Source organism: Gemella sanguinis ATCC 700632 (assembly GCF_000701685.1).
GTDB lineage: Bacteria > Bacillota > Bacilli > Staphylococcales > Gemellaceae > Gemella > Gemella sanguinis.
The window spans coordinates 1,332-22,719 of the sequence record NZ_KL370815.1 but is presented as its reverse complement, the minus strand read 5'-3'; the positions used below and the strand labels follow the sequence as shown (position 1 = coordinate 22,719).

At 31.3% G+C, this 21,388-nt stretch carries 20 protein-coding genes; 3 read left to right on the top strand and 17 right to left on the bottom strand.

What is annotated here, in order from left to right; all coding sequences use genetic code 11:
- Nucleotides 1-17 precede the first annotated feature (17 nt).
- Complete coding sequence (gene prdC / locus T369_RS0108560; RefSeq protein ID WP_281727639.1) at nucleotides 18-1,337, bottom strand: proline reductase-associated electron transfer protein PrdC; 1,320 nt, start codon at nucleotides 1,335-1,337, stop codon at nucleotides 18-20.
- A gap of 396 nt (nucleotides 1,338-1,733) precedes the next feature.
- On the opposite strand from prdC, the gene T369_RS0108555 reads away from it, so the two are divergent.
- Nucleotides 1,734-3,155, top strand: a complete 1,422-nt coding sequence (locus tag T369_RS0108555; RefSeq protein WP_233417898.1) for a rhodanese-like domain-containing protein — start codon at nucleotides 1,734-1,736, stop codon at nucleotides 3,153-3,155.
- Between the two features lie 43 nt (nucleotides 3,156-3,198).
- Here the strand turns inward: T369_RS0108555 and T369_RS0108550 are convergent, their stop codons facing one another.
- The 4 genes from T369_RS0108550 to T369_RS0108535 all read right to left on the bottom strand — a co-directional run bounded on the left by T369_RS0108550 (nucleotide 3,199) and on the right by T369_RS0108535 (nucleotide 6,885).
- Complete coding sequence (locus tag T369_RS0108550) at nucleotides 3,199-3,669, bottom strand: NUDIX hydrolase (protein ID WP_031554367.1); 471 nt, start codon at nucleotides 3,667-3,669, stop codon at nucleotides 3,199-3,201.
- Nucleotides 3,670-3,722: 53 nt separating this feature from the next.
- On the bottom strand, nucleotides 3,723-4,598 hold the full coding sequence (galU, locus tag T369_RS0108545; protein ID WP_031554364.1) for a UTP--glucose-1-phosphate uridylyltransferase GalU: 876 nt from the start codon (nucleotides 4,596-4,598) through the stop codon (nucleotides 3,723-3,725).
- A 252-nt stretch (nucleotides 4,599-4,850) separates the two neighbouring features.
- Nucleotides 4,851-6,269 carry a S1C family serine protease gene (locus T369_RS0108540; protein ID WP_031554362.1) on the bottom strand — a complete coding sequence of 473 codons (1,419 nt, stop codon included), beginning with the start codon at nucleotides 6,267-6,269 and terminating at the stop codon, nucleotides 4,851-4,853.
- 205 nt (nucleotides 6,270-6,474) lie between these two features.
- Nucleotides 6,475-6,885: a hypothetical protein gene (locus T369_RS0108535; protein WP_031554360.1), complete on the bottom strand. Its 411-nt coding sequence runs from the start codon at nucleotides 6,883-6,885 to the stop codon at nucleotides 6,475-6,477.
- Nucleotides 6,886-7,003: 118 nt separating this feature from the next.
- Here T369_RS0108535 and T369_RS0108530 point away from each other — a divergent pair, with 118 nt between their 5' ends.
- Nucleotides 7,004-7,528 (top strand): hypothetical protein, encoded by a 525-nt coding sequence (locus T369_RS0108530; RefSeq protein WP_031554357.1) that lies wholly within the window; start codon nucleotides 7,004-7,006, stop codon nucleotides 7,526-7,528.
- Nucleotides 7,529-7,545: 17 nt separating this feature from the next.
- On the opposite strand, the gene T369_RS0108525 is transcribed toward T369_RS0108530, so the two are convergent.
- The 8 genes from T369_RS0108525 to T369_RS09455 all read right to left on the bottom strand — a co-directional run bounded on the left by T369_RS0108525 (nucleotide 7,546) and on the right by T369_RS09455 (nucleotide 15,057).
- The gene (locus T369_RS0108525) at nucleotides 7,546-7,947 is read right to left on the bottom strand and encodes a hypothetical protein (protein WP_031554353.1); all 402 of its coding nucleotides are present in this window, start codon (nucleotides 7,945-7,947) and stop codon (nucleotides 7,546-7,548) included.
- Nucleotides 7,948-8,031: 84 nt separating this feature from the next.
- Nucleotides 8,032-8,418, bottom strand: a complete 387-nt coding sequence (locus tag T369_RS0108520; RefSeq protein ID WP_031554350.1) for a hypothetical protein — start codon at nucleotides 8,416-8,418, stop codon at nucleotides 8,032-8,034.
- A gap of 84 nt (nucleotides 8,419-8,502) precedes the next feature.
- Entirely contained in the window at nucleotides 8,503-8,889 is a 387-nt protein-coding gene (locus T369_RS0108515; RefSeq protein WP_051619003.1) for a hypothetical protein, read from the bottom strand.
- A gap of 139 nt (nucleotides 8,890-9,028) precedes the next feature.
- A complete protein-coding gene (locus T369_RS0108510) occupies nucleotides 9,029-9,562 on the bottom strand; it encodes a hypothetical protein (protein WP_006363964.1) in 534 nt (177 codons plus the stop codon).
- Between the two features lie 23 nt (nucleotides 9,563-9,585).
- Nucleotides 9,586-10,287: a peptidoglycan editing factor PgeF gene (gene pgeF, locus T369_RS0108505; protein WP_031554343.1), complete on the bottom strand. Its 702-nt coding sequence runs from the start codon at nucleotides 10,285-10,287 to the stop codon at nucleotides 9,586-9,588.
- Between the two features lie 183 nt (nucleotides 10,288-10,470).
- Entirely contained in the window at nucleotides 10,471-10,695 is a 225-nt protein-coding gene (locus tag T369_RS0108500; protein ID WP_006363962.1) for a KH domain-containing protein, read from the bottom strand.
- An 11-nt stretch (nucleotides 10,696-10,706) separates the two neighbouring features.
- Complete coding sequence (leuS, locus tag T369_RS0108495) at nucleotides 10,707-13,136, bottom strand: leucine--tRNA ligase (RefSeq protein ID WP_031554340.1); 2,430 nt, start codon at nucleotides 13,134-13,136, stop codon at nucleotides 10,707-10,709.
- 223 nt (nucleotides 13,137-13,359) lie between these two features.
- A complete protein-coding gene (locus tag T369_RS09455) occupies nucleotides 13,360-15,057 on the bottom strand; it encodes a C39 family peptidase (RefSeq protein WP_051619002.1) in 1,698 nt (565 codons plus the stop codon).
- 198 nt (nucleotides 15,058-15,255) lie between these two features.
- Here T369_RS09455 and galE point away from each other — a divergent pair, with 198 nt between their 5' ends.
- Nucleotides 15,256-16,278, top strand: coding sequence for a UDP-glucose 4-epimerase GalE (gene galE / locus T369_RS0108485; RefSeq protein WP_006363958.1), 1,023 nt, complete (start codon nucleotides 15,256-15,258; stop codon nucleotides 16,276-16,278).
- 40 nt (nucleotides 16,279-16,318) lie between these two features.
- On the opposite strand, the gene T369_RS0108480 is transcribed toward galE, so the two are convergent.
- The 4 genes from T369_RS0108480 to T369_RS0108465 form a co-directional block, all read right to left on the bottom strand.
- Nucleotides 16,319-17,002 (bottom strand): C39 family peptidase, encoded by a 684-nt coding sequence (locus T369_RS0108480; RefSeq protein WP_031554332.1) that lies wholly within the window; start codon nucleotides 17,000-17,002, stop codon nucleotides 16,319-16,321.
- Between the two features lie 153 nt (nucleotides 17,003-17,155).
- A complete protein-coding gene (locus tag T369_RS09045; protein WP_051619001.1) occupies nucleotides 17,156-18,940 on the bottom strand; it encodes a CHAP domain-containing protein in 1,785 nt (594 codons plus the stop codon).
- A 214-nt stretch (nucleotides 18,941-19,154) separates the two neighbouring features.
- The gene (locus tag T369_RS0108470; protein WP_035496577.1) at nucleotides 19,155-20,159 is read right to left on the bottom strand and encodes a glycosyltransferase family 2 protein; all 1,005 of its coding nucleotides are present in this window, start codon (nucleotides 20,157-20,159) and stop codon (nucleotides 19,155-19,157) included.
- 56 nt (nucleotides 20,160-20,215) lie between these two features.
- Nucleotides 20,216-21,388 (bottom strand): N-acetylglucosaminidase (locus tag T369_RS0108465; protein ID WP_211247191.1); only part of this gene is annotated, 1,173 nt, incomplete at its 5' end.

Below are 21,388 nucleotides of genomic sequence, written 5' to 3'. Positions count from 1 at the left end.
TTCTAACCTCCAACTAATTATTTGTTATTATGTAATTCTAAGCTTTTATAGCTTCTGTATAAATGATGGTCAGTGGCACGAAGGACGTGGTCGGTACTGTGATAAACTTTTACTCCTAACCTAGGAGCTACACCTGTAACGGTGTTAGTTCAGTCTTGACAAGTACCAGCTATTACAGCTTTCGCACCATCTTTTTTCATTGTTAATACTTTTTCCGCTTGTCCTGGACAGATACCAGGTAGCTCACAACGTAATCTTCCGTTTTTATCTGGTTTCATACGTTTACACATTTGAACAGATACAACTTCTGCTCCCATTCCGTCAGCTATTTGACGAAGACGTTCTTCTTGGGCTCCACATTCACAAATAAGTATCCCTACTTTTTCGCGTTCTTGTGGATATGGCATTGCCACTAATAGACCCCCAGTTGTTTTATTAATTGGTTCGTCTTCTTTAGCTGGACGCCCTGTGAATGGTCCACCACGTACGATTTCACCATGCGGGTTAATGTATCCTCCTGCTTTTTCAATAAATACACTAATTGGTAATCCAATCGGTACATTCATGAAAACATCTGGATTATGAACACGTCCACCGACAGTAATATCTTTATCGATTAATGGTTTATCTAATTCAATAGCCTCTACAATACGTTTAATAGTTTCTACGTTTGAGATAATAGCATTTGCTTCTAATGGTAATTGACCAGGTTTTAAAATTACACCTAATGTTTCCCTAACGATAACACGTTCGTCCCCTGCAGGATACATATTTGGTAAAATTTTAATACTGATATTTGGTTCGTTTTTACATGCTTTTCCTAAAGCTAATAAAGCTTTACGATATTTAGTTTTAATCGCAATATAACCTTCTTTTGCTCCTGTTAGTTTAAGAATGTATTTTAATCCACGTACCAATTCTTCTGGATGTTCTTCCATGTAACGAACATTGTGTCCTAATACCGGTTCACATTCAGCAGCGTTAGCTATTACGTATCCACCAGGTATTTGTGCAGATAATTTGATTCCAGTAGGGAATCCAGCTCCACCTACACCAACGATACCAGCGTCTTTAATACGTTGTAGATGATCGTCTGTTGGTTCTAATTTTACATAGTCATCTGATTGTTCTTTATCTAATTTTACAACGATGTTCATTTCATCAACAGATTCAACAACACCAGATAAACTTGTGTGAATATTAGCACCTAATCCATTAGGAGTTGCAACAAGTTGTCCACGTTTTACATGGTCCCCAACACTAACGATAGGTTGACATGGGCCACCAACATGTTGTTTTAGCGGAATAGTAATTTTATCAACATTAAACTCTAACATACCTTTTCCTCCTTTCAGCAAAATTTATTTACAAGCAGTAGCACAAAACTCCTACTGGTTTTATTGTATAACAGTTTCAGAAAATTTGCAAAGCTTTTTTTAATTTATTTTTTGAGAAATAAAAAAATTATTCTCTTCGTTTTACACATAAACTTTATTGTTATCGTTATATGTGCATTTATTTAAGAAAATGTTATCATAATAATTTTTTATTGTAATTGAAAGAGATTATCACTTAAAACAAAAACCTTTACACACTTGTATATTCATACTTTTTAACGATAGTACAGTTTGAGATATTTTATGTAAACCTTACTAGAAATTTAAAAATTTTACTCATATTTACAATTTTTAAATTATATAATATAATCATAGTGTACAAATAAAAGGAGGAAAGTGGTAGGTTACCACATACAATTTAATATGATTAACTTTAAGAAAGTGGGGATTATTTTCTTAGCTTCAGGATTTATTCTTAGCGGCTGTACTACAAAAGATGGCAACAATAGTAGTACACCTGTTGAGAAGAAGGAGATAAAGGCTATTTCACTGGAAGATTTCACTAAGAATTTAAGTAACAGCGAGTACCAATTTATTGATACACGTGATGATGAAGCTTATAACGGGTTTAAAGTTGATAACGTGAAAAACGGAGGACACCTTAAAAACTCAATTCAATATAGTGCTTCATTCATAGGTAAAGTTAATAAAGATAAGGAAGCAAAGTTTGTTAGTGATAAAGGACTTGATAAAAACAAAAAAATCGTTGTTTACGATACTAACAAAGATAATATCGCAAAAGTATCAGATAAATTTGCTTCTCTAGGTTATGAGGTTTATAAATTCGAGGATTATAAAACATTTGCTGATAACGATGCAAACAAAGCAAATATAGTAGCTTATCCAGAATATCAAAACCTTGTCTCTCCTAAATGGGTAAAAGATGTACAAGATGGTAAAAAACCTGAAACATATACAAATAATAATTATGCGATCTTTGAAGTTTCTTGGGGAGAATTAGATAAGGCAAAAGCCTACAAAGAGCATATCAAAGGAGCTTATCACTTTAATACTGACTGGATAGAAGAAGGTCCAATTTGGAATCTTCGCTCTGCGGATGAAATCAAAAAGAATTTATTAAAACAAGGTATTACAAGTGATAAAACTATCATATTATACTCAAGCGATGCGTCAGCTGCCTTCCGTGTAAACTGGGCGCTTAAATGGGCTGGAGTTAAAGATGTACGAGTTTTAAACGGAGGATTACAAGCTTGGAAAGATGCTGGATATGAAACAGAATCAAATGTTAATACTCCACAAGAAGCTAAAGACTTCGGTGTTAATGTACCAGCTCATCCTGAATACGATATAGCTCGTGCTAAAGAAATGTCTGAAAAAGCTCAAAAAGAAGGAATTAAACTAGTTAGTATTCGTTCTTGGGATGAATACACTGGTAAAACTAGTGGTTACGACTATATCGATAAGAAAGGTGAACCTAAGGGAGCTGTCTACGGATTCTCTGGAACTGATGCTGCTAATATGGATGACTACTATGATCCAGATGGTACATTACGTAATCCACAAGAAATTTATAACTTATGGAAAGGCCAAGGTATTTCTGAAACAGATAAGATTGCAGTTTATTGCGGAACTGGATGGAGAAACTCTATTCCTTGGTTTATGACTCAACTAACTGGTCGTGCTAATACATACTTCTACGATGGAGGATGGAATGACTGGCAACTAGATGGTTCTCTACCTGTAGATGAAAACAAAGATAAAGGTGCTAAACCTGACGCTAAAAATGATTTTAAATAGAACAAAAAAGAACTTATCCATACTTTCTGATGGATAAGTTCTTTTATAATATTTTCCAATTCTTAAATACTACTTTTTCTAAAATAGTTTTATCATTACTAAGTTCCTGTACTAATTTTAAAATAACAGGAGATGCATTACTTATATCTAATTTTTCCAAGTCAATCCAATAGATTCCACTAGAATCATTTAATTCATCAACAAGTTTTTCTAAAACTTCATCTTGTTGTTCAAAATTAACGTCTACATCATAAAATACCATAATATGATGTACCGTACGATTTTTTTCTTCTACAAATATATCATAAACCCTGCAATTTCTGTAGTTTTCTATTTGATAACCTGTTTCTTCTTTAAATTCTCGAACTAACGTTTCAGTTAATCCCTCATTTTCTTTTTGACTACCTCCAGGTAAATCGAATCTATTTTTGTATGGACCTTTTTCTTTTCTTATACATAATAGTCTATTATCTTTAATACAAATTCCATAAATTCCAATGTGATTAACAATCATAGTTATACCTCTATAGTTTTAAAAAAGCGATGTAATATTACATCGCTTTAGTATTATTCTAATTCACTTAATTTTTCTTTTAAGAATGGAACTAGTTCATCCTTAAGGTCGCTTTTCAGAGCGAAGTCTATTGTAGTTTTAACGAAACCAATAGTTTCCCCTACATCATAACGTGCTCCATCAAAATCATAAGCATAAACTTTTTCTTCTTCATTTAGCATTTGGATAGCATCTGTTAATTGTACTTCTCCACCAACACCAACGTGTTTTTTCTCTAAATGCTTAAAGATTCCTGGATTTAGAACATAACGTCCCATAATAGCTAAGTTAGATGGCGCAGTCCCTGGGGCTGGTTTTTCTACGAAAGTTTCAACTTCGTATAATTTCCCTTCATGACCTTTTGGAGCAATTACACCATATCTATGTGTTTGATTTTCAGGTACAGTTTGTACTCCAATAACTGAGCATCCTGTTTTTTCTGATTCATCCATAAGTTGTTTTATTGCAGGGCGTTCTTTATTAATTACAACATCATCCCCTAATAATACTGCAAATGGCTCATCTCCGATAAAACTACGAGCTGTAAGGATTGCATCCCCTAAACCTGCCATTTCTCTTTGACGAACGTAATGAATTTTCGCTAAAGTAGTTGGGTATTTTACTTTTTCTAAAAGTTCTAATTTACCTTTATTTTCTAATTCTACTTCTAGCTCAACATTTCTATCAAAATGATCTTCTATCGCTCTTTTTTGTTTTCCTGTTACTATTATTATATCTTCTATCCCAGCTTTCACTGCCTCTTCTACTATATATTGAATAGTAGGTGTATCAATGATTGGCAACATTTCCTTCGGTAATGCTTTAGTAGCTGGAAGGAATCTTGTCCCGTATCCCGCTGCCGGAATAATTGCTTTTCTTACTTTCTTCATATATTCACCTATGTTTCTCAAAATTTCAACAGAACTATGATAACATGTTTTGACTTTTTTGGCAAATAATATTTACTATTTTTTACAATAAATCAAACATTTTTATTAAATATTTTTAAAATTAATAAATCTATAAATTCTGTTTTTATAATGTTTTCACTCTTTATCATTTCTAAAAATAAACATTTTACGAACAATAAAGACATTAAAAGTCCATTACGAGAACACATCTCCCTCATAATTTTCTATATATTATGTATTACTTACCGCCTGCACAACTATTTCAGCTGTTTTTTCTTTACCTCCGCGATAATAAGTTACTTTAACAGTGTCACCTATCTTAGTTTTTTCAAATAAGAATTTTCTAACTGCCGCTACATCTTTAACTTCTGTATCATTTAGTTTAGTTATAACGTCATATTTTTCTAATCCTGCTTTAGCTGCTGGAGTACCACTTTCAACTAAACGAACTACTACTCCTTGCTTACCTTCATATTTTAATTCCGATTTTACAGTATCATTAGCAATTGTATTTACCGAAACTAATTGAACACCCATAGCAGGACGAACTACTTTACCTGATTTCTCAAGTTGTTCAGTAATTAATTTAACTTCATTAGAAGGAATTCCAAATCCGATACCTTCTGCACTAACATTAGAAGTTGCTTTGGCAATTTTAGATTCATTGATTCCTATCAGTTTACCTTCATTATTAATTAGTGCTCCACCACTATTACCTGGGTTAATTGCAGCATCCGTTTGAATAACTGTTTGGTTCCAGTCTACAGTTCCATCTCCATCAACATCCATAGGAATCTGACGATTTACTGCTGAAACTATACCTTTTGTTACAGTATTTGAAAAACTAACATCCAGTGGAGAACCAATCGCAAATGCAGTTTCACCTACTGCTATATCATCACTATTCGCAAAGTCCATAGTAGTTGTTACATTATCACCATTTATTTTTAATACAGCTAAGTCTGTCCAAACATCAGTACCTACTACTTCTGCATTAACATTAGTACCGTCACTTAATATAACAGCTAACTTTTTAGCTCCTTTAACTACGTGGTTGTTAGTAACTACATATGCAGTATTACCAGTTTTTTTATAAATAACACCACTACCTGTAGATGCTGTTTTCAAATCACCTGAATCAGATGAATTAGAGTTATTCTTAGATTTATTTTTTGAATTACCACCTAAGATTGAATCTAAGTTATTGCTGTTAGTTTGGTATGTAACTACTGATACTACCGCATCTTTAGCTTTTGATATAGCATTAACAGTTAGTTGTTGGTTATCCTTATCTTCTTTTGTTGCAGTAACTGAAGACTTCAAGGCACTACCTGTACCCGTTACAGCTTGTGCACCGAAAACGCTAGTAGCTCCTAGCGCAAATGCTGCGAATACAGTTAAAAATAACTTGCCATAATTTTTATTTTGTTTTGGATCTTGAGCATTTTGCTCTTCATCTTCAAAGTCTTGATTTTCTTCAAAGTATTTCTCATTATCAAAATCTTCAAATTCCTCATTGTTTTGATCGTAACTTTGTTGTTGTACATTGTTTTGATTGTTAACTTGTTGGTTATTTTCTAGATTTTGATTATTAAATTGTTGATTATTATTTTCTAAGTTTTGATTATTTTGGTTATCTCTATTATCCATAAATTCCCTCCTTATACTAATATCTATAGTATATTGTATTATAATTATACAACTTATAGTGCTATTAGTACAATTAATTTTCACTATATTTTTCGGTACATTTACATATTATCAGTGTGAGTTAAAACAAAGTTTAAAGAATTTATAAAGTTTTCTACTCAATATTTTTTATAAAAAAAAAAAAAAAATAAAGTACCTTCGTACCTTATTTTATTTTTAAAGTGAAAAATTGTAGAAATCTAAGTAAATTAAATAAACCAAAAAAGATTACCCAGTAATAATAAATAAATATACTATCTGCATTGCAGGCTAAAATAGTATATGCCCCTATACCAGCCAGTACTAGATTTACTAAGAAAGTCTCAATATATTTTTTAGATTTTATTACTATAAATAGCTGTATTAAAATCATAATCGCAAACGCTAGAACTATTAATTTTATATTTGTATCTGTAAAGTACTTAGGGAATTTATAAACATTTTTTGCCATTATATGTCTGATCATCCCCATTTTTCTTTCAGAATAATAATACCACCCAGAAATCACAACTATCAAAATTACTTCTAATAAAGTTATTAACCCGTGTGTTTTTTTATATTTTATATTTTTCACCATTCAACTCTCCTTGTTTTAAATTGCTTAAAATGATATAATTACTTAATATTATATAGAAAAAAAGAAATTTAATCAACAAATCCTCAAAGTTGATAATTATTTAAGAAGGGATTTACTTATGAATAAAAAATATTCTATATTACTATCTGTTCTACTTTTAGTTTTTACATTTATATATACTTTTAAAATAAACTTTAATTTAGATCAAAAACTTAATATTATGAACCTTATCATAATACTAATCGTCCTTGTTTTATGGTTATTCTCAGGTTATCTATTAATACTAAAAGACGTATTAAAAAGTTCTGAAAAAGAACATAATGGTATAATACTTGTTTATGTATTGTTAGGAATTATATTCTTCTATTATAACCCTTTCCCAAGACCAGAAAGTTTCAATATCGAACTACCAAGAATTACTTACTTTATAGTGACATTATTAACTTTTATCTTCTTTATAATAATATTTAGAAAAGATAAGTTACTTACACTAATATTTGCAGTGTTTGTTCCATTTTCTGTTCAAAGCTATCTAGTAAACGTTCTTAATAATACTAGTTATACAAATTATACTATATATATCGTAATATTATTTGTTGCGATTGCATATGGTATAAACTTTATTACAGACAAAAATCGTTAGCGGCTGCTAACGATTTTTTATTCGCTATATATTACTTCAATATCATTATTATTACTTTTTTTCTTACTGTCGTCACGTAAGACTTTCATAGTTCCATCTTTAAATCCATCTATATATATCCTACCACCCAGACCCCATAAAGTAATTGTCACATCCACTCTATCGTTTAAAATCACATCAAAATGCCATGTTCCTGTTGAACTATTTTTTTTATATTCTTTAAATTCAATTTTCCTTAGTTCTTCATTGTCTGTTAACTCCACTTTTTCTTTTATGTATTCAACTATTCTCTCTTGATCTTTTCTTATTTTCCCTTTATCTTCTCCACTCTCATAGTTAGAAGCAAATACTATTATTATAACGAAAAAAGCTACAACCCCTAATATTAATCTTAGTATTACTGATAGCATATCTCTCATTTTATCAACCCGCTTTATCTTTTTATTTAAATACACTCAACTGCCCATTTAGTATAACTTTTTAACATTAATTATATGATTTTCCTACTTATAAATTATTTCAACATTACTTTTGTCTTTAATATTCTGTTCATCTTTTGTTCTCTTTTTTAATTCATTTGGATTATACGATATTCCTATATCCTTATTTTCTCCTATTTTGAAAAGACTATAACTTACTGATATATTATCATTTATTACTGCACTAATAACCCATGTTTGTGTCGAACTATTCTTTTCAAAACTTTTAAACTCTATTTTCTTGACATCTTTATAATTCTGAATCGTATATTCTGCAATTCTTTCTTCTTCTAATCTAATTTTTCTTTCATCTTCGCCTGTCTTCCCTTTTAATCCATAAATTGTTATTATGACAATAAATGCTATGAATGCTAATATTATTCTTCCTATTATTGATTTCATATCTTTCATTTTTTCAACCCGCTTTATCTTTTTATTTAAATACACTCAATTTCCCATTTAGTATAACTTTTTAACATTAATTATATGATTTTCCTATTTATAAATTATTTCAACATTTCTTTTTTCTGTAATATTCTGTTCATCTTTAGTTCTTTCTTTAAATTTATCAGGATTATACGATATTCCAATATCCGCATTTTCACCTATTCCATTAAGACTATAACTTACAGATATATTATCATTTATTACCGCATCAATAAACCATGTTTGAGTTGAAATATTTTTTTCAAACCTTTTAAACTCTATTTTCTTAACATCTTTGTAATTTTGAGCTGTGTATTCTGCAATTCTATCTTCTTCTAATCTAATATTTCTTTTATCTTCTCCAGTCTCATAGTTAAAAACAACTACTATTATTATTACAAAAAAAGCTACAATTCCTAATATTAATCTCAGTATCACTGATAGCATATCTCTCATTTTATTATCCTACCTTATAAAGTTATTTTGTTTATTATAACATATATTTAGACAAAAAAAATAGAGCTTCTCTTATCGTTAAGTTATTATGATTTAGTCATCAACAAAAAAATCGTTAGCGGCTGCTAACGATTTTCTTTTATACTAAAACTATATATTTTTTACAAATATCTGCAAAGAAGCTTTGAACATCACCATCTAGTAGATATTTTTCTTGTTCTTCATCTACTATATAATTTTCACTAGCTTCCATTACACCTAATAATCTCTTAAATGTATCCGCAAATAAACCTTCATCTTCATTTAGAAGATAATTGAACTTTTGCTCTGCGAAAAATGGAACAAATACTTCTCTAAAAGCACCTTGGCGAATTCTTCCAATTAATTTAGTGCCATCTTCTAAAGTAAATAAATCACCTTGTTTTTCAACAAACTCTTTTGCTTTTACATAGCTAGAAAAGATTTGAAACCCTTCTGCTTCTTGATATTCTCTAAACACTGGAATCTTCAATCCTTTTTCTGTGTATAGGTTTTTATCAATAACTACAAATACTTCATCTAAATCCCAAAATTCTTTAGCGATATAGTAAAACGCAACTCTCCATCTACTATCACCTTTTGGTAATCTCTTAAATGTAGAAATTTGCTCAACTAATTTTATATCTTTTTCCATTAAACCTGCTTTACCTCTCTTAATTAATCAATTTGTATTAATGTACCTATTCTTTTAGCCGTCTGATTATCTAGACGGTAAGAGAAGAACTTATCATTTTCTTTTACAGTACAAATACTAGTAACCTCAATATTTTCTTCTAAAATACCAGCTTGTTCTAATAAACCTTTATTAATAGTCCATAAATCTAAATAGTAACTATCTCCTATTTTTTCATAGTAATTATCCACTTTTAAGCTAGCAAACTTCTCTATTAAATCTTTAGATACTTCATACTTTTCTTTTGAAATCGATGGCCCAATTATAGTTTTAATATCACCTAATTGACAGCTATATTCTTTTACCATAATTTCTACTATTTCCCCGGCAATATTACCATATGTACCACGCCATCCTGCATGAGCTAAAGCAACAACACCTTGTTTTTTATCATAAAAAACTATAGGCACACAGTCAGCAGTAAATATTAACAACGGCACTTGTTTTAATGATGTTACTAAGCCATCAGCTTCTTTGCCATTTTCAGCTAAATCAGCACTAGACTTAATTCTTCGAACAGATGCACCATGAACCTGACTATTAAATGCTACATTACTGTAGTTAAATCCATACTTTTCAGAAAAAATATTCATGTCATCTTTATTTTTTGCATCAATATTTCTATGAGTGAATGCTATTTTTACATTTTTATCTTCTATAATAATTCCATCTACTGTTTCACGCATTATTTTTTCCTCCCGATTACAACTGACATATCATTTTGTATCACCTTAATTATACTTCTAAAAATTATAAAATTCTAGTATGAAAGTTGTATTTATTAAAACAGAAATACTTTTATAAAAAATACCCCAATAATGCTTATATTATTATTGAGGTATGCTATTTAATATTTCATATTAACTTTACTACTCTACTAAATCCAAGTACACTTTTTTACTAAATGTTGTTGAATTTAATACTGTACGAATAGCATTAATTACCGTACCTTTTTTCCCTATAATACGACCGCAATCATCAGGGTGTACTGTTAAGATATAGTGTTCACGAGCATTTTTTACGAATTTTTCGATTTTAATTTCATCTTTATGCTCAACGATTTCACTTACAATGTTATAAATTAACTCTTCCATTTCTATTCTCCTTATTTAGCAACAATATTTACTAATCTTCCAGGAACAACAATTACTTTCATAACTTGTTTTCCAGCTATTAATTCTTTTACTTCATCATTAGCTAAAACTATTTCCTCTAATTCTTTAGAAGTTAAATCTTTTTTAACATCTAGTTTAGCTTTAACTTTACCCATAAGTTGAACTACGATTTCTACAGTATCACTTACAAGTTTACTTTCGTCAAATGTTGGCCATGGTGCATATGAGATAGACTCAGTATTACCATAGATTTCCCACATTTCTTCAGCAAGGTGTGGTGCAAATGGAGCAAGAAGTTGAATAAATCCTAGTGCATATTTACGAGGAATAAATTCTGCTTTGTAGCAATCATTTACAAACACCATAAGTTGTGAAATAGCAGTGTTAAATCCAAGAATCTCGATATCTTCTGATACTTTCTTAACAGTGTAGTTGTAGCTTACTTCTAACTCTGCATTATCTTTATCTTGAACTTTATCATTAACTTTTCCAGTTTCTTCATCTACGAATAGACGGTATACTCTATCTAAGAAACGACGTGATCCATCTAGACCATTTTCACTCCATGCGATAGAAGCATCAAGTGGTCCCATAAACATTTCGTAAACACGTAATGTATCTGCACCATGTGATACGATAATGTCATCAGGGTTTACTACGTTACCTTTAGATTTAGACATTTTTTCTGGGCGTCCATCTTTACCTTCAGCAAGAATCATACCTTGGTTGAATAGTTTTTGGAATGGCTCACGAGATGGAACTAAACCTAAATCATAAAGAACCTTATGCCAGAATCTAGCATATAGTAAGTGAAGAACAGCATGTTCTGCTCCACCAATGTATACATCAACCGGTAACCAGTATTTTAATTTTTCTGGATCAGCAAACATTTCATCATTGTGCGGATCGATATAACGTAGGTAGTACCAACATGACCCTGCCCATTGAGGCATTGTATTTGTTTCTCTCTTACCTTTTTTACCAGTTTCTGGATCAACAACATTTAACCACTCTTCGATATTAGCAAGTGGAGATTCTCCAGTTCCTGATGGTTTAATATTATCTGTTTCTGGTAGTAATAATGGTAATTCACTATCAGGTACAGTAGTCATAGTACCATCTTCCCAGTGAATAATTGGAATTGGTTCTCCCCAGTAACGTTGTCTTGAGAATAACCAGTCACGTAATTTATAAGTAACTTTACTACGTCCAGCATTATTTTCTTCTAAAAATTCAATAACTTTAGCGATAGCATCTTCATTGTTTAAACCATTAATAAAGTCTGAATTAATGTGTTTACCATCACCATAGAATGGTACAACTACCTCACCATTATCTTCAATAACAGCTTTAATTGGTAGGTTGAACTTAGTCGCAAATTCATAGTCACGCTCATCATGTGCAGGAACAGCTATAACAGCTCCTGTTCCATAACTTGCAAGTACATAGTCTGCAATCCAAATTTCTACTTTTTCACCATTTACAGGGTTTATCGCATAAGCTCCTGTAAACACACCTGTTTTATCTTTGTTTAAATCTGTTCTTTCTAAGTCAGATTTACGTTTAACTAAATCTAAATAAGCTTCTACAGCTTCTTTTTGACCTTCAGTAACGATTTCTTCTACTAGTTTATGCTCTGGTGCAAGTACGCAGTACGATACACCAAAAACTGTATCTGCACGTGTTGTAAATACTGTGAATGCTTTGTCAGTACCATCTATTTTAAAATCAATCTCCGCACCTACAGATTTTCCAATCCAGTTACGTTGCATTGCTTTAAGACTTTCAGGCCAATCAAGAATATCTAAATCAGCTAGCAGCTGCTCAGCATAATCAGTAATTTTAAGTACCCATTGACGCATTGGACGACGCTCTACTGGGTGACCTCCACGTTCTGATTTACCATCGATTACTTCCTCATTTGAAAGTACTGTTCCTAGTGCTGGACACCAGTTAACAGGTACTTCATCTACATATGCAAGACCTTTTTCATAAAGTTTTTTGAAAATCCATTGTGTCCATTTATAATATTTAGGATCAGTTGTATTTACTTCACGATCCCAGTCATAAGAAAATCCTAGTTCTTTAATTTGACGACGGAATGTATCAATGTTTTGTTTAGTAAAGTCTCTTGGGTCATTACCTGTATCTAAAGCATATTGCTCAGCTGGTAATCCAAAAGCATCCCATCCCATTGGATGAAGTACGTTATATCCATTTGCTCTTTTATATCTACTTAGTATATCAGTAGCAGTATATCCTTCTGGGTGACCAACGTGTAGTCCTGCTCCTGATGGGTACGGGAACATATCTAATGCATAAAATTTCTCTTTAGTGTGATCATCTAATGTTTTAAATGTCTTATTCTCTTCCCAATATTTTTGCCATTTTTTTTCTATTACTCTGTGGTTATAAACCATGAATTAAGCACACTCCTTCGCTTTCAAGTTCTTTAACTTATAGTATACCAATTTTATTAATATTTAGCAACAGTCGAATTATAAAAGACCATTGCATTTAACCATTCCAAATAAAAAAACTAGTCTTACAATCTAATTTTATATATTCTTACCAAAAGCCAGATTTTTGTATCAACTTTTGGTAAGAATATAATTTATTAGACTCTAGACTAGTTATTTCTATCTATTTTTTCTCAATTAGCATAAATGATCCGCCAAGCATTGTATCATATGGATCTGTGCTACGTTGATTCCAAATACTATCTACATTATACCATTTATTTGTATTGTAAGCACTAGCTGGATCCATAGCTTTTGTTTTACCATTTTGGTAACCACTTAGCATAATACCGTGTGTATATGCGTATCCTTTTACAAAGTCCCCATTACCTACAAGTGCAAATACTGGATTACCACTTTGAAGAGCCTGAACTAGTTGTGCTTTAGAGTTAATAACTGTGTTTTTGAAGTTATAATACTTGATTGCATAATCTGCACCAGCTCCTGAAGTACCAATCATACTTACATTAAATTCTTTAGTATTATAATAAATTACATCTGCGACGTTAACCGGAGTTACAGGTTTACCTAGTCCTGAAAATGCCATCGCTAACGCCGTAGGCACACACCCTGCAGCAGTCATATTGGCTATACCATATACTTTTCTTCCCCAACGAGCATCACTTTGGTAATATTGTGGCATATTTATTGCTGGTACATTATTATCATATTTACCATTTACAAAACGATGAGTCCCTGCACTATCATTAGCTACTCCAGTATATTTCTTACCATTCTTAAAGAAATACCAATCTTTTCCATCATCATGCCACCAATTTGCTAACTTACTGTCTACAAAGAAGAAACCATTTTTATAACCATTTTTTATTGGTGTTATCTCTTTTCCTTCTATATATACTTTACCATTGTACTCACCAGTTCCGTATTTACCATTTACAAAATAATGGTATCCTGCGTTATCTTTTCCTTCCCCTGTATGTTTCTTACCATTTTGGAAGAAATACCATGCTGTACCATCATCATACCACCAATTCGCCAACTTTCCATCTGCAAAGAATACTCCATTTTTATAACCATCTTTTACCGGTGTCGTCTCTTTTCCTTCTACGTAAATCTTACCATCATACTCACCAGTTGCATATTTTCCATTTACAAAATAGTGATTACCTGCATTATCTTTTCCTTCTCCTGTGTGTTTTTTACCATTTTGGAAGAAGTACCATGCTGTTCCGTCATCATACCACCAGTTTGCAAGCTTACCTTTTACATAGTATGTTTCCTTTTGATAACCATTAGCATATTTTCCATTTACAAAATAGTGATTACCTGCATTATCTTTTCCTTCTCCCGTATGTTTCTTACCATTCTGAAAGAAGTACCAATCTTGACCGTCATCATACCACCAGTTAGCTAATTTACCATTATCATAAAAAATCCCCTTATCATAACCAGTTTTGTCTTGTTCTTCTTTTCCATCAGAAGGTTTCCCACCTTCTTTTGGCAGCATATTTTTTTTATTTTCTTCTTGTTTTACTGATTCTGTTTTGTTTTCTTCTGATAATGACTTCTCTACAATTTTCTGTTTCCCAATAGCTTCTGTTTTTTTATTATCTTCTGATTTCTCTGTAACTTTTTTATCTGCAACTACCGCTTTATTATCTGATTTTTCTGCCACCACTGGTTTTTCGGTTACATTTTGTTTGTTCTCTGCAACTGATTTTTCTGCCGTTGCTGATTTTTCTACTACTGCTGATTTTTGTTCTGCTGCGTGTACTTCACTACCTGATGCCACATTAACTGCGATTGGAGTAGCTAGCACTGTTAACAACCCTAATCCTACTTTTAATTTATTGTCTACCATAATATGTTTACTCCTAAAAAATATAATTTTATACTCTATATATTCTATTACATTTTATCTATTTTTACAAAAAAAGTACTAATTATAATAAATTTTTTATTTTTTATAAAATATAATTTATTGACATAAGAATGCCCTTACTATAAAATTATATGTATAAAATGTTAGAAAGGACTCTTTAAACGAGATTAAAATATTATGAGTAAGAAAATATTAGTAACAGGTGGAGCAGGATTTATTGGTTCTCACACTTGTATAGAATTATTAAACAATGGAAATAAAGTAGTTGTTGTTGACAACTTATACAATGCAAATAAAAAAAGTTTAGAAGTAGTAGAAAAAGTAACTGGTAAAAAAGTAACATTCTATGAAGTTGATGTTCGTGATGAAGAAAAACTAAACGAAGTATTTGAAACAGAAAAAGATATTTTTGGAGTAATCCACTTTGCAGGATTAAAAGCAGTTGGTGAATCTTGTGAAATTCCATTAGTTTACTATGATAATAACATAGCTGGAACTACTACATTATTCCGAGTTATGGAAAGAAATAACTGTAAAAACATAATCTTCAGTTCATCAGCTACAGTATATGGAAGTCCTCATACATTGCCAATTAAAGAAGATTTTCCATTGTCTGTAACTAACCCATATGGACGCACTAAATTAATTACAGAAGACATATTAAAAGATGTTTATACTGCTGATAACGAGTGGAATGTTGTATTACTTCGTTACTTCAATCCAATTGGAGCACATGAATGTGGTGATATCGGGGAAGATCCAAAAGGAGTTCCAAACAATCTAATACCTTACATTATGCAAGTAGCTGTAGGCAAATTAGAAAAAGTTAATGTTTTTGGTGATGACTTTGATACACACGATGGAACTGGTGTACGCGACTATATTCACGTAGTTGACTTAGCTCGCGGGCATGTTGCCGCACTAAAAAAACTTGAAAAAGGTAGCGGACTATCTATATATAACTTAGGAACAGGAATAGGATATTCTGTTTTAGATATTATTAAAAGTGCTTCTGCAGCAGTAGGACGTGATTTACCTTATGTTATTACACCACGTCGTGCAGGAGATATCGCTGCATGTTATGCTGATGCTACTAAAGCAAAAGAAGAACTTGGATGGGAAGCACAATACGATGTAAAACGTATGTGTGAAGATTCTTGGAGATGGCAAAGTAAACATCCAAACGGTTTTGAAGAATAATTAAAAAGAAAAACTAGTCTAAAATTTTTAGACTAGTTTTTTATTTATAAATAGCTATAAATGCTCCACCTGTCATATTATCTTCAGGTGCTAAGCTGCGTTCTTTCCAAATATCATCTATGTTATACCACTTATTTGTTTTTGCCATATTATCCGGATCAAAAGCTTTTGTTTTACCATTTTCATATCCAGTTAATAGAACAGCATGCGTACTATATCCATTAACAAATATACCATGACCTACTGCACCATAGACTAATGTACCACTTTTTAAAGTTTCTTCTAATTCTTCTTTTGAATCTATTACCTTATAATTTAAGCCCCATTGACTTACTACTTCTTGAACTCCTAAGCTAGATGTTCCTAAAAAAGTAGTATTCAGCTCCATAGTCATAACATATAGAAAATCAGCCACCTGAACCGGATTAACATCTTCCTTAAGACCAGATATAGCCATCGCTAAAGCTGTAGGTACACATCCTGTAAGCTTCATATTTGATAAACCATATCTTTTTGTTCCCCATCTATCATCAGCCTGATAATACTGAGGTAACTTCATCGGCTCTATATAATTTTCTGTCACATTATAGTTTAGTTTACTAGAATTATTTTCATAATACACCCATTTATTTTGTTGATCTTTTATCCACTCTGCTTTAGCAACTGTTGTAACGCTAGTAAACATTAAGCTAAAACCCAAAGTTATTATCACTTTCCTTAACAAAACAACTCTCCTTAACAACTAAAAATTTAAGTCATTATATTATACTATTTTTTAAAATTTAAAACAAATAGGAGAAATTATAAATTATGATTTCTTAATCACACTTTACGACTTCTCCTATTAATAAACTTATTAAAGTTATTATACTATTTCTTAGTAATTTGGTCTTGCATAACCTTTAATGTAGCTTGCATTCCAGTTATAAGTTTTTCTATTTACTTTTGTTTTCCCTGAGCTTGTGTAAGGTGAAGAGTTACCTTCGATAGTTGTTACAATTCCATCTTTTACAGATTCAACAATTCCGATGTGGTCGGCAAATCCTCCACCATCCCAGTCAAATGTAATAACATCTCCTGCTTTTGGTAAAACTTTACCTTGCCAAATTCCTTTTTGTTGCATAATTCCGATATGACGTTGAACTCCACATTCTCTACCGATAAGGCTACTTAATCCCGCTTGTTGGAAGACTGTAGTTACGAAAACATCACACCAGTCATCTGAGTACTTAGCAGTGTATCCAACAGGTTTTGGATTAACTGAGTTATATGCATCAACAATTTTTTTGTGTTCAGCTGATCCCATCTCAACACCTAAGTAACTTTGTGCGATACTTAATACGTTGCTTAGTCCATCAGAACCATTACCTGTTGCTGCAGCGTATTTTCCGTTTACAAACTTATGTTCTCCTGAAGAATCTTTTGCAACTCCTGTGAATTTTTTACCCTCTTTGAAGAAATACCAATCTTGACCATCATCTAGCCACCAGTCACCTAATTTACCATTAACATAGTAGATTCCATTGGCATATCCATTTGCTACTTTACCATTCACATAGTAAATTCCTTTTTCTTTACCGTTGGCATATTTTCCATTTACAAAATAATGCTTACCTGCACTATCACTTGCTTCTCCTGTAAATTTTAAACCATGTTTGAAGAAATACCAATCTTGGCCATCGTTAATCCACCAGTCACCTAACTTACCATCTACATAGTATGTTCCTTTTTCGTAACCATTTGCTTTTTTCCCTCTTACATAGAATAACCCGTTTTCAGTACCATTAGCATATTTTCCGTTTGTAAATAAGTGTTTACCTGCACTGTCACTTGCCTCTCCTGTGAATTTCTTACCTTCTTTGAAGAAATACCAATCTTGGCCATCATCCAGCCACCAATCGGCTAACTTACCATTTACATAATATGTATCTTTTTGATAACCATTAGTATATTTACCATTTGTAAAATGACGCTTACCAGCATTATCTTTTCCTTCTCCTGTGTGTTTCTTACCTTTTTGGAAGAAATACCAGTCTTTTCCATCATCATACCACCAGTTTGCTGCTTCTCCTTTTACATAATATGTATCTTTTTGATAACCGTTGGCATATTTTCCATTAACAAAGTAGTGGTTACCAGCATTATCTTTTCCTTCTCCTGTGTGTTTCTTACCTTTTTGGAAGAAATACCAGTCTTTTCCATCATCATACCACCAGTTTGCTAACTTACCATTTACATAGTATGTTCCATTTGATGCCCAACCAGTTTTTTTCTCTTTAGAATCAGCTTCAGGCGCTTGAGGTTTACCTGATACTGTTTTTACAGAGCTAGCTTGTTTATCAGTAGACTCATCTTTTTTAGTTGTTCCTTCTTTCTTTGTAGCTTCTTCTTTTTTTACAGTATTTTCTTTTTTAGTATCTTCTACTTTAATATTTTCTTTTTTAATAGTTTCAACCTTAGTATTTCCTACTTTAGTTGTACTTTCCACTTGTTTTTGAGTAGTAGTTTTTACTTCTTCTTTATTAGTAGTTTTAGCTACTTGTGTATTTTTTACAGTATCTTGTGCAGCATGAGCTTCACTAGATCCAGTTGCTGCATCTACAGCAAACGGTGTTGCTAATACAGTTAATATTCCTAATCCTAGTTTTATATTATTTTTCATAGTTATTTTCAATCTCCTATACTGTTTTTGTTTCAATACGTTATCATAATATTTTCAATAAAAATCAATATACATTATAACATTATTTCCATTACTTCACAGTTACCACTTAATTACAAATTTGTTACATATTAATTATGTAAACTTTAAAATAAAAAATACAGAATTAAATTATAAATAAATTCTGTATTTTTATTTTATAAAAATTATTTTTTTATTTATTAGAGTAATATTCTTTTTTCCAACTAAATCCTTTTATTAGACCTACTAATGTTCCTACCCCGTAATAAACATGGATTAAAAATAATATTATTGGCATTAGTAAAATTGTTACATTAAACTTATTATTTATTATTGTCATAATTGTAATAAGTAATGTAAATAAAAAGTAAACACTACTTAATAAAATAATAAATATAGATGTAATTGGAATCATGCATAAACTAAATATTATAGCCAAAACAAATGCTAATGGAACAAAGTGAAATATTGATAAACATTTAAATTCAACATGGGATGTTAAACCAATCCAATATCCATTAGAATATTTCTGCTTTAGCATTTTCTTTAAAGTAGGTCTGATGTATTGATATGATAGTATATCCTTACTATATTTAATTTTAAAACCATTTTTTCTTATTCGATAATGTATCTCATTGTCTTCTGTACGAATCAATTTTTCATTTAATAAACCTACTTTTTCGAACACTTCTTTTCTATACATTCCATGAAAAATTGAATCTACATATCTATCTTCATCAGATTTCCTATAACTAGCTATACTACTACCAAACATGTTTTCTTCTACTAAGTGAAGTGTCTTAGAGAAATCATCAGAAGTCTCTACAATTGTAGGTCTTTTCCCACCACATACATATTCACCTGTATTTATTACATTAACGTTTTTCTCTACAAAATCACTAGTCACTTTTGAATGAGCGTCAATTTTTAATACTACATCTCCCTCTGAATTTTTCACTCCCAAATTGAACCCACTAGGCTGCACTTTTTTAGGATTATCTATTACTTTTATTTTATAGAAATCACTATTATTTTTTTGAAAGTTCTCCATAATATCTTTAGTTTTATCTGTAGACATTGCATTTATAAGAATTATTTCTATCAGATTGTGTGGATAACTTTGATTTTTTAAATCTTCTATTAATCCTGGTAAATATTTTTCTTCATTATAAGCACTAATAACAATGGATACTAGCATACTTTCTCCTTCCACAAATCAGGCTAGATTAACTGCGTAATCTAGCCTAAAATTTATTATTTATCTTTATTACCTAATCTATCGTTAGCATCAAACATTATACTTGCAATAGATTCTCCCCAATAAGGTGCAGTTGCATAGTTAACGTTCATTCCGCTCACTTTATTTCCTAAGTAAGCCCCTTTTGCTGGGAAGCTTGAATTACTTAGATATTTATCATTAATCCAACGTGCAGCTCCTAAAATACCTGCATCTACATTATCAAATTTAGTTGCTGATGTATATGGACTTGAATCATAAGCAGCAATTCCGAAGAAGTTATTTTTAGCTTTAGCTATATTACTTCTACCCCATGCACTCTCTAAAGCACTGTGAGCTACTAAGTATAAAGCATTTACACCATATTTTTGTTCTGCAGCTTTAAATGCAGCACCTTTACCTGCTAACATACTATTGCTAGCTCCCATTAGCGTATAAAGTTTGTTTATATCAGCAGCAGAATAGTTTGTTTTTGATTTTAAGCTACTGAATTGGAAAGGATGGTCTAATTTAAATGAACCAAAGTTAATTCCATCAGCTGAGTAATATGATTTACCTACTTGCATACTTGAATTATGGTATGCAACTTTTAATTTACTATTTTTAGAGTATCTGTGATATACATATTTACCATCACTTACATAGTCAGGGATAAATGTAGTACTTGAGTTAACTGCTTGTACTTGTGATGGATTAACATATCCTACTAATCCAGCTACTTGAACAGGAATTCTTCCTGAAGCAGAAGCTCTGTTATCTTTGAAGATTATAGTTCCTTGAGAGATATGTGATAAAATTTTACCATTACCATCGTATACTGGGATATATAGTCCTGTTACTTTGTAGTGTCCAGTATATTGATTACTAGTTGCTTGACTAGATTGTGTTTTACCACCTTTTTGAGCATATTTCCCGTTCACAAATTCATGTTTTCCAGAACTATCATTTGCTATACCAGTAAACTTCTTACCGTCTTTGAAGTAAAACCAATCTTTTCCATCATCATACCACCAGTTGGCAGCTTTCCCTTTTGCATAGTAGATTCCGTTTTGATATCCATTAGCATATTTACCATTTGAAAAGTAATGTTTACCAGCATTATCTTTTCCTTCTCCTGTGTGTTTTTTACCATTTTGGAAGAAGTACCAATCTTTTCCATCGTCATACCACCAGTTTGCTGCTTTTCCATT

Bases quoted from the DNA above. Each gene is read 5' to 3' on its own strand.
- T369_RS0108515 (WP_051619003.1), bottom strand. From the start codon at position 8,889: ATGAGAGATATGCTATCAGTGATACTGAGATTAATATTAGGAATTGTA.
- pgeF (WP_031554343.1), bottom strand. From the start codon at position 10,287: ATGCGTGAAACAGTAGATGGAATTATTATAGAAGATAAAAATGTAAAA.
- T369_RS0108520 (WP_031554350.1), bottom strand. From the start codon at position 8,418: ATGAAAGATATGAAATCAATAATAGGAAGAATAATATTAGCATTCATA.
- T369_RS09045 (WP_051619001.1), bottom strand. From the start codon at position 18,940: ATGAAAAATAATATAAAACTAGGATTAGGAATATTAACTGTATTAGCA.
- leuS (WP_031554340.1), bottom strand. From the start codon at position 13,136: ATGGTTTATAACCACAGAGTAATAGAAAAAAAATGGCAAAAATATTGG.
- T369_RS0108510 (WP_006363964.1), bottom strand. From the start codon at position 9,562: ATGGAAAAAGATATAAAATTAGTTGAGCAAATTTCTACATTTAAGAGA.
- T369_RS0108535 (WP_031554360.1), bottom strand. From the start codon at position 6,885: ATGGTGAAAAATATAAAATATAAAAAAACACACGGGTTAATAACTTTA.
- T369_RS0108550 (WP_031554367.1), bottom strand. From the start codon at position 3,669: ATGATTGTTAATCACATTGGAATTTATGGAATTTGTATTAAAGATAAT.
- galE (WP_006363958.1), top strand. From the start codon at position 15,256: ATGAGTAAGAAAATATTAGTAACAGGTGGAGCAGGATTTATTGGTTCT.
- T369_RS0108500 (WP_006363962.1), bottom strand. From the start codon at position 10,695: ATGGAAGAGTTAATTTATAACATTGTAAGTGAAATCGTTGAGCATAAA.
- T369_RS0108470 (WP_035496577.1), bottom strand. From the start codon at position 20,159: ATGCTAGTATCCATTGTTATTAGTGCTTATAATGAAGAAAAATATTTA.
- T369_RS0108525 (WP_031554353.1), bottom strand. From the start codon at position 7,947: ATGAGAGATATGCTATCAGTAATACTAAGATTAATATTAGGGGTTGTA.
- T369_RS0108530 (WP_031554357.1), top strand. From the start codon at position 7,004: ATGAATAAAAAATATTCTATATTACTATCTGTTCTACTTTTAGTTTTT.
- T369_RS0108540 (WP_031554362.1), bottom strand. From the start codon at position 6,269: ATGGATAATAGAGATAACCAAAATAATCAAAACTTAGAAAATAATAAT.
- T369_RS09455 (WP_051619002.1), bottom strand. From the start codon at position 15,057: ATGGTAGACAATAAATTAAAAGTAGGATTAGGGTTGTTAACAGTGCTA.
- galU (WP_031554364.1), bottom strand. From the start codon at position 4,598: ATGAAGAAAGTAAGAAAAGCAATTATTCCGGCAGCGGGATACGGGACA.